Origin of the sequence: Metabacillus sp. 113a, assembly GCF_050107635.1 — a bacterium.
In the GTDB taxonomy this organism is placed as follows: Bacteria; Bacillota; Bacilli; order Bacillales; family Bacillaceae; genus Metabacillus_B.
The window spans coordinates 96887-109085 of sequence record NZ_JBNILJ010000005.1; the positions used below are offsets into that span (position 1 = coordinate 96887).

Annotated in this window: 11 protein-coding genes; 7 read left to right on the forward strand and 4 right to left on the reverse strand. The window is 43.2% G+C overall.

Annotated features, from left to right (window positions below; all coding sequences use genetic code 11):
• Positions 1-332 precede the first annotated feature (332 nt).
• Positions 333-989 carry a cyclic di-AMP binding protein CbpA gene (gene cbpA / locus ACQCVE_RS10570; protein ID WP_426844999.1) on the forward strand — a complete coding sequence of 219 codons (657 nt, stop codon included), beginning with the start codon at positions 333-335 and terminating at the stop codon, positions 987-989.
• A gap of 276 nt (positions 990-1265) precedes the next feature.
• Positions 1266-1526, forward strand: a complete 261-nt coding sequence (locus tag ACQCVE_RS10575; RefSeq protein ID WP_426845000.1) for an aspartyl-phosphate phosphatase Spo0E family protein — start codon at positions 1266-1268, stop codon at positions 1524-1526.
• A 74-nt stretch (positions 1527-1600) separates the two neighbouring features.
• On the opposite strand, the gene ACQCVE_RS10580 is transcribed toward ACQCVE_RS10575, so the two are convergent.
• A complete protein-coding gene (locus ACQCVE_RS10580) occupies positions 1601-2332 on the reverse strand; it encodes a ZIP family metal transporter (protein WP_426845001.1) in 732 nt (243 codons plus the stop codon).
• 237 nt (positions 2333-2569) lie between these two features.
• Between ACQCVE_RS10580 and ACQCVE_RS10585 the strand changes: the two genes are divergently transcribed.
• The 3 genes from ACQCVE_RS10585 (at position 2570) to ACQCVE_RS10595 (ending at position 5034) form a co-directional block, all read left to right on the forward strand.
• Positions 2570-3517 carry an aldo/keto reductase family protein gene (locus ACQCVE_RS10585; RefSeq protein ID WP_426862739.1) on the forward strand — a complete coding sequence of 316 codons (948 nt, stop codon included), beginning with the start codon at positions 2570-2572 and terminating at the stop codon, positions 3515-3517.
• Positions 3489-4514: a phosphotransferase enzyme family protein gene (locus tag ACQCVE_RS10590; protein ID WP_426862740.1), complete on the forward strand. Its 1026-nt coding sequence runs from the start codon at positions 3489-3491 to the stop codon at positions 4512-4514. Before ACQCVE_RS10585 ends, ACQCVE_RS10590 begins: the two co-directional genes overlap by 29 nt.
• A gap of 82 nt (positions 4515-4596) precedes the next feature.
• Positions 4597-5034, forward strand: a complete 438-nt coding sequence (locus ACQCVE_RS10595) for a MarR family winged helix-turn-helix transcriptional regulator (RefSeq protein ID WP_426862742.1) — start codon at positions 4597-4599, stop codon at positions 5032-5034.
• A gap of 110 nt (positions 5035-5144) precedes the next feature.
• On the opposite strand, the gene motB is transcribed toward ACQCVE_RS10595, so the two are convergent.
• Positions 5145-5900, reverse strand: coding sequence for a flagellar motor protein MotB (motB, locus tag ACQCVE_RS10600; protein WP_426862743.1), 756 nt, complete (start codon positions 5898-5900; stop codon positions 5145-5147).
• Positions 5893-6684, reverse strand: coding sequence for a flagellar motor stator protein MotA (motA, locus tag ACQCVE_RS10605; protein ID WP_426862745.1), 792 nt, complete (start codon positions 6682-6684; stop codon positions 5893-5895). The genes motB and motA overlap by 8 nt, the downstream gene beginning before the upstream one ends.
• Positions 6685-6866: 182 nt before the next feature.
• On the opposite strand from motA, the gene ACQCVE_RS10610 reads away from it, so the two are divergent.
• Positions 6867-8561, forward strand: coding sequence for a M3 family oligoendopeptidase (locus tag ACQCVE_RS10610; RefSeq protein ID WP_426862747.1), 1695 nt, complete (start codon positions 6867-6869; stop codon positions 8559-8561).
• A 223-nt stretch (positions 8562-8784) separates the two neighbouring features.
• Here ACQCVE_RS10610 and ACQCVE_RS10615 read toward each other — a convergent pair whose 3' ends face one another.
• The gene (locus ACQCVE_RS10615) at positions 8785-10929 is read right to left on the reverse strand and encodes an AAA family ATPase (RefSeq protein ID WP_426862749.1); all 2145 of its coding nucleotides are present in this window, start codon (positions 10927-10929) and stop codon (positions 8785-8787) included.
• Positions 10930-11133: 204 nt separating this feature from the next.
• Here ACQCVE_RS10615 and ACQCVE_RS10620 point away from each other — a divergent pair, with 204 nt between their 5' ends.
• Entirely contained in the window at positions 11134-12168 is a 1035-nt protein-coding gene (locus tag ACQCVE_RS10620; RefSeq protein ID WP_426862751.1) for a YkvI family membrane protein, read from the forward strand.
• Positions 12169-12199: the final 31 nt, after the last annotated feature.

Sequence of the window (12199 nt, forward strand, 5' to 3'; positions counted from 1 at the left end):
GAAAAGTCCTGCTGAGAGAAAGGCTAAAGCCCCGGTATGCGTAAAGTGAAGCATACCGGGGTTTTTCTGTGAGTCGAAAACAAATTGGAGGAGCGGAAATCAGGCATAAAGCCTAAGGATATAAGGAGAGTGTGTGTAATAGCTGGCGAACGGTTCTGTTTAGAGCGGGTACAGATAGGATTGGAAGCTGTCATAAATCACACTGATCACACATGTAATAGATGGACAAAAGATCTTCTTAACAGAAAAATCGAAATATTCTTTACTTATTTCATTCTTATGTGTAAAATTTTCTACAATCGATATCAGTCTACTTTACTAGGAGGGTTATCATGAAAATCCGTTACAATTACGTGAAAAAGGAAGCAGTAAAATACTGTAATCTTTCAAACACCGTAAAAGAAGCATACGACCGCTTAAAGGAGACAGGATACCGCTGCATCCCAGTGCTGGATGAAGGTGGGAAAAAATTTACTGGCCTGATTTATAAAGCATCCCTCCTGGAGTATTACTACGAACAAAAGGGTCAGGACAACGATTCCATCGCATCATTAGTTAAGGACCAGGACGCATACATTCTCGAGGAAGATTCTTTTATTAAAGCATTTATGTCCATTAAGAGATTGCCATTTCTCGCTGTACTTACGGAGGATCAGGAATTTACCGGTATTATGACCCACGCAAATATTATGGATGTTCTGGAAGATTCCTTCGGATTGAGGACGGGCGGATACCTTCTGACGGTAGCAACAAAAGAACATAAAGGCGCGATAAAAGAGCTGGTCAGCACCATAAAGGATGTTAACATCGAAGGCCTCCTGACATTGGATAACGGAGACTATCTCAGAAGAATTGTCGTCAATCTGTCTCATGATCTGACAGAGAAAAAACTGAATAAGATCATCAGCAAGCTGGAGGAAAAAGAATTTCGTGTAACCTTTATTGATGATGTAAGACAGGGAAAAGCAGCGGCTGGTAAGGCAGAGTAAAGCATTTTAGCAGCTTACAGGATTCACCTGTCATGAACGAATAGAAAAACCAAAAAAGATAGTTTTTGGAGAATTTTAGTCCAAATACTATCTTTTTATATGTTTTTATATAAAAAAATGGTTTAAAGCCTTCCAAGTTTGGGAATAAAATAATAAAATCTAAATATTAACAATTATGTAACATATTTATATATGATTCGGCAAATTTTTCTCTAGGAATGAATGAATACTTAGGTTTTATTAATGAGCTTCTAAATCCTAAGAGGAGGAAAAGACGTGATCCCACAATTCCAGAAAGATCAGCTGATTACGGAGATTGATAAAAAAAGAGAAGAAATGATTGCCGCAGCCGAATCAATGAGCTATACAAGCTGTGAAGTAGTCAGGTTCAGCCAGGAGCTGGACGAGCTCCTGAACCAGTTTCAGCAAATAGAATGGGCGGAGAATGAGAGTTCGACTTCCTTATCTAAATTCGTCAACCGGATGGCATCGTGGAGATTTTCAACAGAACAGAGACAGACTGCTGCAGAACATTAAACAAGACTGGCAATGTAAATAAGCCAGTCTTGCTTTTTTTGTATTTTTTGCTGTGGACTAAGCGTAAGGAAACATTAGAAAGCCTCTACAAGAAGCAGCATAAACACGATGCCGGTTATAAAGGCATAGGTAGCAGTACGTTCATTCCCATCCCCGTGGCTTTCCGGAATCAATTCCTTATAAATAATAAATAGCATGGCACCAGCTGCAAAAGTAAGGCCATATGGTACGAGCATACTTACATAAGAAGTTAGATAGAATCCAATTAAAGAGGTAACTATTTCAACAGCACCTGTTGCGGTCGCGATTAAAAATGCTTTCAGCCTGCTTATATTCTGGTTTATGAGGAATAGCGCAACTAAAAACCCTTCGGGGGCATTTTGGAACCCGATGGCAAATGCAATTAAATTGCCAGTATCGCTGGCATCTGCAGCGTAGCTTACTCCGACTGAAAGGCCCTCCGGTAAATTATGCAAGGTGATGGCCGCTACAATCAGCATCGCTTTTTCATCAAACTGAATGCCGCTCTTATTATGCTCCAGGTCAATATGGGGGATCTGCTTCTCTAGAATGGTAAGGGTGAGCACACCCAGAAACAAGCCCAGTATAACCGGGAGCATTCCTCCAATTCTCAAAGCTTCAGGGATTAGACTGAACATAGAGGCCGTCATCATAATCCCCGCGGAGAAAGCGAGCAGGATGTCTCTCCATTTATGAGTGAGCGTATTTTTCAAAAATAGAATCGGCACAGCACCCAATCCGGTGGACAAGGCTGATAAAATACTTCCAATGTAAACGTCGTTCATTCTGCACCTCTAATTTCATCATTTCATTAAAATATAACACAATCCTTCCTGTTATTATAATCCCTTCACTAGATTTCGACAATTCTGCCGTTTCCTAGCGACTCGTGTCACTATTCGTTGAATCATTCATGTCAAAATTCCTTTACGATGTTGGAAATTTCTGATAAGTTAAGAGTGATTTTATAGATAGCTGTCATTTGACTGCAAAAAACGCTGAATACTTTTGGGGGGAACGGGATGAACTATCGCAGATTGGGACGGTCAGGATTGAAGGTCTCGGAAATCAGTTTGGGAAGCTGGCTTACATTTGGGCAGACGATCGATGAAAAGTCTGCTGAACTGATTATACATAAGGCTTATGATATGGGAATCAATTTTTTTGATTGCGCTAATGTATATGCAAAAGGGATGGCTGAGACTGTGATGGGAAAAGCGCTTAAATCTTTTGAAAGAGAATCGTATGTCATTACTACGAAGGCTTTTTGGCCGGTTGGCGAAGGGCCGAATGACCGCGGACTTTCAAGAAAGCATATTATCGAACAGGTTCATTCCAGCTTGAAAAGGATGAATGTAGACTATGTAGATGTCTTTTATTGTCATAGATACGATACGGAAACGCCCCTTGAGGAGACGCTTCGGGCTATAGACGATTTAATCAGGCAGGGGAAAATCCTCTATGCGGGAGTAAGCGAATGGTCAGCTGCACAGCTTCAGGAAGCGGTGCATGTAGCGGACAGGTATTTACTCGAACGAATCGTGGTTAACCAGCCTCAATACAATATGCTGCACCGTGACATTGAAGATGAAATAATGCCCATCAGCGAAAAAAACGGCATATCGCAAGTAGTGTGGTCGCCGCTTGCACAGGGAGTTCTGACAGGAAAGTATATGGAAGGAAAAATTCCAAAGGGCAGCAGGGCATCGAATGAGGAAGTGAATACGTGGGTGAAAGAAATTTTGGATGACATCATGAACCGGAAAGTCACTCTTCTGTCTGAGCTGGCTTCCAGTCTCGAAATAACGATAGCCCAGCTGGCGCTATCCTGGACACTGCGGAATCCAAATGTAGCGAGCACGTTAGTCGGTGCTTCCACCCCGGAGCAAATTGAAGAGAATGCCAAGGCTTCTTCTGTGATTCTTCCATATGAAGTTTTGAATGAAATCGAAAGCATATTGGCAATCTGATATGGAAAAGGCAGTGGAAGAACAGTTTACTGATGAGGTCATTGAAACATCAGCCCGCTTTTTTGGTGTGGAGCTGTCCATTCTAAAGAAACTGGGGGAAGCAGAAAACTATGTGTTTGAGATCTGCTATGACGGGGCGCCTGCAATCCTGAGAATCACCCATTCAAGCCACCGGTCCCTTGAGCAGATAGAAGGGGAACTGGACTTTGTTGCTTTTCTATATAAGGAAGGAGTCCGTGTGTGCCGCCCCATATCTTCTAATGGAAAACGCATTTGTATTCATTCTTGTTCAGATGGATCGGCCTTCTACAGCTGCCTATTTGAAAAAGCACCTGGAGAAAGGGTTGTACCGGACGGACCGGAATGGAAGTCTGATTTATTTCATGAATGGGGGAAAACCATCAGCCTTTTGCACCTCGCCGCTGATCAGCTTAAGAAATCTTCCGCAGCACCGGCCAGACCTGAATGGGATGAAGAAGAGCTTTTGGATATCGAGCGCTTTAAGCAGAGACCAGGCAATGCCGTACTTCAGCAGAAGGAGAGGCTGCTGCAAATGCTGAGAAGCCTCCCTAGACATGATTTTGGACTTATTCACTCTGATCTTCATACGGGCAATTTTCATTGGCATGACCGTGCCTTGCACTTGTTTGATTTTGATGACAGCTCCTATCATTGGTTTGCAAGTGATTTGGCTATCCCTCTTTATTATTATGCGTGGGGACTCGAACGAAAAGGAGAAAACAGCTTTGAAGATAAGTGCAGCTGTTTTTTTCATGAGCTTATCAAAGGCTATGAGACTAAGCGGTGTTATTCCAGTGAAATGGCCACCAGCATCCCAATTTTTCTGAAATTAAGGGATTTTGTTCTTTATGTGTATTTTCACAAGAAGTACGATGAAGCAAAATGGGATAAAGCGATGAAGGAAGTGGTTGGAAACCTCCAGAGAAGAATTGAGAGTAACTTGCCGATCGTCAGCATTGGCGGGAGCTTTGACTAAGTGGAGAAGGTTGACTTTGGATGAATAGTTTACTATTATTTATTTAGAATTCAAGATTTTTTTACTTTAAGGATTGATATATATGAATGGATCAGAACAATCACTGAAGCTCTTTGTCGTATTATCCCGTGCTTATCGTGCAATAAACGACCGAATGAATAAGCACATTACTTCGTTTGGCTTAAATCCTACTGAATTCGGTGTGCTTGAACTGCTGTACCATAAGGGAGACCAGCCGCTGCAGCAAATTGGCGGGAAGATACTTCTGGCCAGCGGCAGTATAACGTATGTGGTAGATAAGCTTGAACAAAAAGGATTGCTTGCCCGTAAGGCATGTGAAAAAGACCGCCGGGTAACGTATGCTCATATTACGGATAATGGGAAAAAATTAATTGAAGAAATTTTTCCTTCTCATCAGGAAAAAATAGATGAGATAATAGGAATACTATCAGCAGATGAAAAAGATCAGGCGATTGAGATGCTGAAGAGAATCGGATTCCATGCTAAAGAAATAAAATAGAATAAGGCAATTCTGAAACTGAAAACGCAAGAACCGCTGTCTGAATGAGCGGCTCTTGCGTTTTCTTCTTTTTTTGCTCCGCTGGTTTTTTAATCATGTAATAAAATGATTTAAACCGGCTGCTGCTTTTGAACGAGAGGCAGTATTAAAATTTCAACCCGTCTGTTTTTCTGTCTTCCAAGTTTAGTCCCATTATCAGATATGGGCCGGAATTCTCCATACCCCTTTGCACTGAATAATTCCGGTGAAAGAGAGGGGTTTGTAAGAAGCAATTTCATGAATTCAACAGCTCTCATGACACTTAGTTCCCAGTTCGACTCAAACTGAGCGTTTTTAATGGGTATATTATCTGTATGTCCGCTTACAATGATGCTTCGCGGAGGCTCCATAACCAGCAGCTGAGAGATTTCCTTTGCAAGGTCTTCATCACGGTTTCGTACAAAAACACTGCCTGATTCAAACAAAATATCATTATTGATGGTAATAAGGAGCCCTTCGTCTGTAAGAGAGGTCTTCAGTTTGTCGTTAAGCCCTTTTCTATCAATATACTCCCTGATTTTCTTTTCTGCTTCCTTCAGCTTTTCAATCTCCTGCTCGCTTTCTTGCTTCTGCTCAGTTTTTGTCATATCCAGCTGCTCCATTTCTCCATCAGGTGTCGGGCTGGGGTACTCCAATACTCCGGTTCCTCCGACAAATGTACTGTTGAAAGCTCTGGCCATCATCTGAAATTTGTTTGCATCAATTGAGCTCATTGCGAAGAGAACGATGAACAGGGCAAGGAGAAGAGTCAAGAGATCCGCATAGGGAATGAGCCAGGATTCATCTACATGCTCCTCATGCTTTTCCTTTCTCTTCCTTCTAGCCATTCGGATTTTCTCCTTCCGTTATCAGCTTTGAGCGTTCTCCTGCAGGAAGGTACGTGGCAAGCTTCTGCTCGATTGCTTTTGGTGCCTGTCCTTCAAGGACGGAAAGGACTCCCTCAATCATCACTTCCCTGATTTTAACTTCCTGACGGGACTTGCGCTTTAGTTTATTGGCAAAAGGATGCCAAAGAACATAGCCTGAATAAATTCCGAGCAGGGTTGCAACAAAGGCCGCTCCGATTGCACTGCCCAGCTCTTCTGTGTTGTCCATATGGGAAAGAGCTGCAATTAATCCGACAACGGCTCCGAGAACACCAAGTGTAGGAGCATAGGTCCCAGCCTGTGTGAAAATGGCGGCTCCAGAGGAGTGCCTGTCTTCCATCGCTTCGATTTCTTCACTCATGACATCCCGGATAAAATCTGCATTTTGTCCGTCCACCGCCATACTCAAGCCGTTTTTTAAAAATGGATCCTCAACATCTGAAAGCTTTGCTTCCAGTGCAAGCAAGCCTTCCTTCCGGGCAACTTGAGCCCAATCAGAAAACATTGGAATGAGCTCCTGGATGGATGGAATCTTTCTTTCTTTGAATAAGACCCCGAATAATTTAGGGACGCGCTTAATTTCATCCATCGGAAAGGCTGTTACAACAGCGGCTATCGTTCCGACAATGATGATCAGGATGGCAGCGGGATTTAAAAGAACAGCCGGGCTTACGCCTTTCATAACCATTCCGACTCCAACTCCAACAACTCCTAAAACAAGACCTATCAGCGATGTTTTATCCATTCGTTCATTCACCAAACCTTTTATATCTTTATTTCGGCAAATTTACCGAAAAGGGTTAATTCCCTTTATCTACTTCCTATATCGGAACAATCGTGCCAATCTTAATAGGAAAAAGGAAGGGATTTGCGAATGAGTGAAGAATAATACAGAAGCAGGCTAATAGAAGGAAAGGCAGTGATGAGATGCGTTTTGAACAATACATATATAAAAGACCCGAATTGAATACAGTTAAGCACCATTTCCATAAAGCTCTTGACCAATTTAGGCGGGCAGAAAATGCTGCGGATCAGGACCGGGCAATGAAAGAAATGTATCGGATCCGGAACGAAGCCGATACAATGGTAAACCTTTGCTATATTCGGCACTCCATCGATACGAACGATGAATTTTATAAGGCTGAGCAGGATTTTATGGATGAACTTCAGCCGCACCTGCAAGCTTTAATATCCGACTTTTATAAAGAACTCATCTCATCAAAATTCCGCAAACAGCTTGAACAGAAATGGGGTCCCCAGCTTTTCAGTCTGGCTGAGATGCAGCTGAGAACGTTCAAAGAAGAAGTACTTGAAGATCTCCAGGAAGAAAACAAGCTGTCGAGTGCGTATACAAAGCTTGTCGCTTCAGCAAAAATAGAGTTTGAAGGCAAGGAATACACCCTTGTCCAGCTGCAGCCTCTTGCAGAATCCACTGATCGAAGCTTGCGAAAGCGGGCCAATGAAGCAAAATTCGAATTCTTTTCAGCCAGAAATGAACAGTTTGATGAAATTTTTGATAAGCTTGTTCAAGTAAGAACGCGCATCGCCGTAAAATTAGGGTTCCGTACTTTCACCGAGCTTGGATATGCAAGAATGAACCGGGTGGATTATAACGCTGATATGGTGAAAGAATTCCGTGATCAGGTTGTTACATACATTGTTCCAATCGCTTCCAGTCTGTATGAACGCCAGAGGAACAGGCTGGGACTTGCTGAATTGGCCTATTATGATGATGCAGCAGAGTACACAGCAGGCAACGCAGTTCCTAAAGGGGATCCAGAATGGATTGTTGAGAACGGCAAGAAAATGTACAAGGAGCTTTCTCCTGAAACAGATGAATTTTTCAGGTTTATGGCAGATAAAAACCTTTTAGACCTTCTTGCCAAAAAAGGAAAGGCGGGAGGGGGGTATTGTACATATATCGCTGACTACGAATCCCCTTACATTTTTGCCAACTTTAATGGGACCTCAGGAGATATCGACGTCTTGACCCATGAAGCCGGCCATGCCTTTCAAGTTTACATGAGCAGGGGCTTTGAAGTAGCGGAATACCAGTGGCCTACCTATGAAGCTTGTGAAATTCACTCGATGAGCATGGAATTTTTCACTTGGCCATGGATGGAGCTGTTTTTTAAAGAGGATGCCGAGAAGTACAAATTCTCTCATCTAAGCGGAGCGCTTACATTTATTCCCTACGGGGTTGCGGTTGATGAGTTTCAGCATTTTATCTATGAAAATCCGGACGCATCCCCTGCGGAACGAAATAAAGCCTGGAGGCACCTCGAGGAGAAATACTTGCCACACCGCAAGTATGAAGACAGTGATTACTTGGAGAATGGCGGGTTCTGGCAGAAACAGAGTCATATTTATAATTCTCCATTTTACTATATTGATTACACATTGGCTCAAATATGCGCGCTGCAATATTGGAAGCAGCTTCATGAAGATCGCGAAGCTGCCTGGGACAGCTATCTTAGCCTGTGCAAGCAGGGCGGAAGCAAGTCCTTCCTCAGTCTTGTTGAAGCGGCCGGCCTGAGATCCCCTTTTGATAAGGGAACCGTAAAATCAGTCGTGGGTGAGATTACAAACTGGCTTGATCAGGTGGATGACAAAATGCTGTAAGCTCTCTTTCAAGGCTTAAGCTTTCAAACGGAAAACAAGGGAATGCCATTTTGGCGTTCCCTTGTTTTTGATTTCTTTTGGTGATTCCAGACAGTCATTTTGCTGTTTTTATGCCCTGCCTAGGAGTCAGGCATCTTCCAATTCCATCAGCCTAACCAATCCTTTTGGATTAAAGAAACTTTCTCAAAGAAATCCCCGGTTCATGACGAACCGGGGATATTAGTTATTCTGATTTGCTGACGCTGATGGTTTCATCTTTGATATCTGCCATCACATGATTCAATTCACTGTGTTCGATGAGAAGATCTGTAATTTGGTCTTCGAGCTGTTCCTGTATGACGCGGCGAAGCGGACGGGCACCAAACGCAGGATGATACCCGAGTTCAGCCAGCTTGTCTTTTGCTTCAGATGTAACTGTCAACTTAAGATTTTTTTCGTTTAGTGTTTCCTGAAGTTCTTCCAGCATCAGTTCAACGATGGAAAGCATATGCTTCCTTTCGAGAGCCTGAAATTCAATGATGCCGTCAAAACGGTTAAGGAATTCGGGTTTAAAGAAGGAACCCAATGAATCGAGAAGTGTGCTTTCTTTAATTGCAGAAGTCGCTTCTGTATCAAACCCGACCGTAATCCTTTTTTCAGATGAGCCGGCATTGCTTGTCATAATAATGACTGTATCCTTAAAATTGACTGTGCGTCCATGGCTGTCTGTAAGGCGTCCATCCTCCAGAATTTGAAGGAACATATGCTGAACATCTGGATGAGCCTTCTCAATTTCATCCAGAAGGATGATGCTGTACGGATTCCTGCGGACTTTTTCTGTCAGCTGACCTCCGTCGTCATGCCCTACATAACCTGGCGGCGATCCAATAATTTTTGATACTGCATGTTTTTCCATATATTCGCTCATATCCAAACGGATCATTGAATCTTTCGTGCCGAAGAGTTCTTCAGCAAGCGTTTTTGTCAGTTCGGTTTTACCGACTCCGGTTGGTCCTGCAAACAGGAAGGAACCAATCGGGCGGTTTTTCCGTTTTAATCCTGCCCGGCTTCTGCGGACGGCTTTTGCTACTTTACTTACCGCTTCCTCCTGGCCGATGACTTTATTCGCCAGATGCTGTTCCAGGTGTTTCATTTTCGTTTGCTCGTCTTCTTGAATTTTACCAACGGGTATGCCCGTTTTTTGCTCGATAATTGTCTGTATTTCATTTAAACCTACTATCATTTTTTCCTGATCCTCTTGTTTCTCAAGCTGTTTCTCGAGCAGAATTTCATCGTGGCGAAGCTTGGCTGCCAGTTCATAATTTTCTTCGGCAGCTGCTTTTTCCTTTTCAGAAGCCAGTTTGCTTAATTGTTCGTGGATATCTGCTTCCTCAACTCGATCCGCCTTTAAATTAGCTTTTGAACCGGCTTCATCCAGCAAGTCAATTGCTTTATCCGGAAGGAAGCGGTCCTGAATGTAGCGGTGGGACAGCGTTACACAAGCGCGAATCGCTTCTTCACTGAATGTGACTCCATGATAATCTTCATATTTGGATTGAATGCCTTTTAAAATTTCTACAGATTTGTCAAGGGATGGTTCATGAACCATTACTGGCTGGAACCTGCGCTCAAGAGCAGCGTCCTTTTCAATCTGGCGGTACTCTTTTAACGTCGTTGCGCCGATCAGCTGCATTTCACCGCGTGCCAATGCAGGCTTCAGTATATTTCCTGCGTCCATGGACCCCTCAGCAGATCCGGCTCCGACGACAAGATGAATTTCGTCTATAAACAGGATGACGTTCTTCCTGGATTGCAGTTCGGCAATCAGCTTTTTCATCCGGTCTTCAAATTGGCCGCGCATGCTTGTATTTGCCACGAGTGATGCTATATCAAGCAGGTATACTTCTTTTTTCGTTAATTTAGAAGGGACTTTTCCTTCAGAAATTTTAAGTGCCAGCCCCTCAGCGACAGCTGTTTTCCCAACTCCCGGTTCTCCGATCAGAACAGGGTTGTTTTTATTTCTCCGGTTAAGAATCTCTATAACGCGGCTGACTTCTTCTTCACGCCCGATTACTGGATCAATTAGACCGGCTTTTGCTGCATTCGTCAAATTCCGGCCCATTTGGTCAAGAAGACCTCCGCCGTTTCGGGCTGAATGAGTTTTTGTTTTATCTGCCGCTCCCTGTTCTTGCCCGCTGCCCATATTTTTGAACAGCTGGTCAAATGGGAAGGAAGAGAATCCTGAATTACCTCCGCTGAACCCGGTAGGAATCTGGTTTTGGTATTGAGAAAAGCATGTATCACAAAGGTGCATTTGTTTAAGTGACCCGTTAACTTGAACATTTAATTGAACGGTTGCCTGATGCTGCTTGCAGTTTTGACATTGCATGAAAAAACAACCTCCTGATATTAGTTTAGAAATGGACTTTGACCATCTTTGACTTTTATTATAGTTTGACCTTTTTTGACTTTCAAGTATTTTGCTTAGATTATTTCTTTATAGGATTTTGTACAGACATTACTGCATCATTTCCTTCTTTTCAAGAAACTTGTCTCATACCTTTATAGAAGAGAAGAGGGGGGACGAACCTGTATGCGGAATAAACAGTTCTTAATTGTGCAAATTGCGTTTGTCTATGTTGGAACAGTAGTAGGAGCAGGATTTGCAACAGGAAAAGAAATTGTAGAGTTCTTTTCACGTTTTGGGGCAGCGGGCACAATGGGAATCCTTCTTGCAGGGGGGCTGTTTGTCCACCTCGGCACAAAGCTGATGATTATTGCAGCAAGAGTGAGAGCACCCTCCTTTAAAGAGATGAATGAATATCTAATGGGAAAAAAAGCCGGAAAGGCTGTTAACAGCATTATGCTGCTGCTGCTTTTCGGCGTGACTTCTGTGATGGTTTCCGGAGCAGGTGCCATTTTTGAAGAACGGTTCGGACTTTCTTCCTCCGCTGGTGTACTGGCCAGTATTCTGATTACGTTACTGGTTATGTCGAGGGGGCTGCACGGAGTCGTTGGTGTAAATATGCTTGTGGTGCCTATGCTGATTCTTTTGAGCGCTGCGATCATGGGCAGCTCCATTAAAGACGGTGGCCTGCCTGTTCTCTATTCTGCTGTAAATTGGCACGACTTCAGCTGGATTCTCTCTGCTGTTTGTTATGCCGCCTATAACCTTGCTCTGGCCCAGGCAGTACTCGTGCCTCTTGCTTATGAAGTCAAGGATGAGGACGTGCTTAAACACGGAGGGATGCTTGGGGGAATGATTCTCATGTTTATCATGCTCGGAAGCCATTTGGCGCTAATTCATATACCCGGCGCAATCAAGTTTGAAATTCCGATGGCTGAGGTAATGAATAGCGTCTTCTCGGCAGCGTATTATTTATATGTGCTTGTCATATTCGGGGAAGTCCTGACCTCGATCATCGGGAATCTGTATGGCATGGAACGCCGTCTTTCTAAGCTGATAAGGCTTCCGAGAATGTCCGTGATCGCCATTATTTTAGCATTATGCTTTTTCCTGAGCTTTATTGGATACGGAAAATTGATTTCTTCCATTTATCCGGTGCTGGGATATATCAGTCTGTTGTACCTGGCTGCTCTGCTTTTTAAAAAGAAGCCAATCAAATGAATCCTGTGTTAAAATTGAAGCTGTCTGGAAA

What these genes read in the sequence shown, in the direction of transcription:
- cbpA (WP_426844999.1), top strand. Translation starts at nt 333, where the DNA reads ATGAAAATCCGTTACAATTACGTGAAAAAGGAAGCAGTAAAATACTGT.
- ACQCVE_RS10580 (WP_426845001.1), bottom strand. Translation starts at nt 2,332, where the DNA reads ATGAACGACGTTTACATTGGAAGTATTTTATCAGCCTTGTCCACCGGA.
- ACQCVE_RS10585 (WP_426862739.1), top strand. Translation starts at nt 2,570, where the DNA reads ATGAACTATCGCAGATTGGGACGGTCAGGATTGAAGGTCTCGGAAATC.
- ACQCVE_RS10590 (WP_426862740.1), top strand. Translation starts at nt 3,489, where the DNA reads ATGAAATCGAAAGCATATTGGCAATCTGATATGGAAAAGGCAGTGGAA.
- ACQCVE_RS10595 (WP_426862742.1), top strand. Translation starts at nt 4,597, where the DNA reads ATGAATGGATCAGAACAATCACTGAAGCTCTTTGTCGTATTATCCCGT.
- motB (WP_426862743.1), bottom strand. Translation starts at nt 5,900, where the DNA reads ATGGCTAGAAGGAAGAGAAAGGAAAAGCATGAGGAGCATGTAGATGAA.
- motA (WP_426862745.1), bottom strand. Translation starts at nt 6,684, where the DNA reads ATGGATAAAACATCGCTGATAGGTCTTGTTTTAGGAGTTGTTGGAGTT.
- ACQCVE_RS10610 (WP_426862747.1), top strand. Translation starts at nt 6,867, where the DNA reads ATGCGTTTTGAACAATACATATATAAAAGACCCGAATTGAATACAGTT.
- ACQCVE_RS10615 (WP_426862749.1), bottom strand. Translation starts at nt 10,929, where the DNA reads ATGCAATGTCAAAACTGCAAGCAGCATCAGGCAACCGTTCAATTAAAT.
- ACQCVE_RS10620 (WP_426862751.1), top strand. Translation starts at nt 11,134, where the DNA reads ATGCGGAATAAACAGTTCTTAATTGTGCAAATTGCGTTTGTCTATGTT.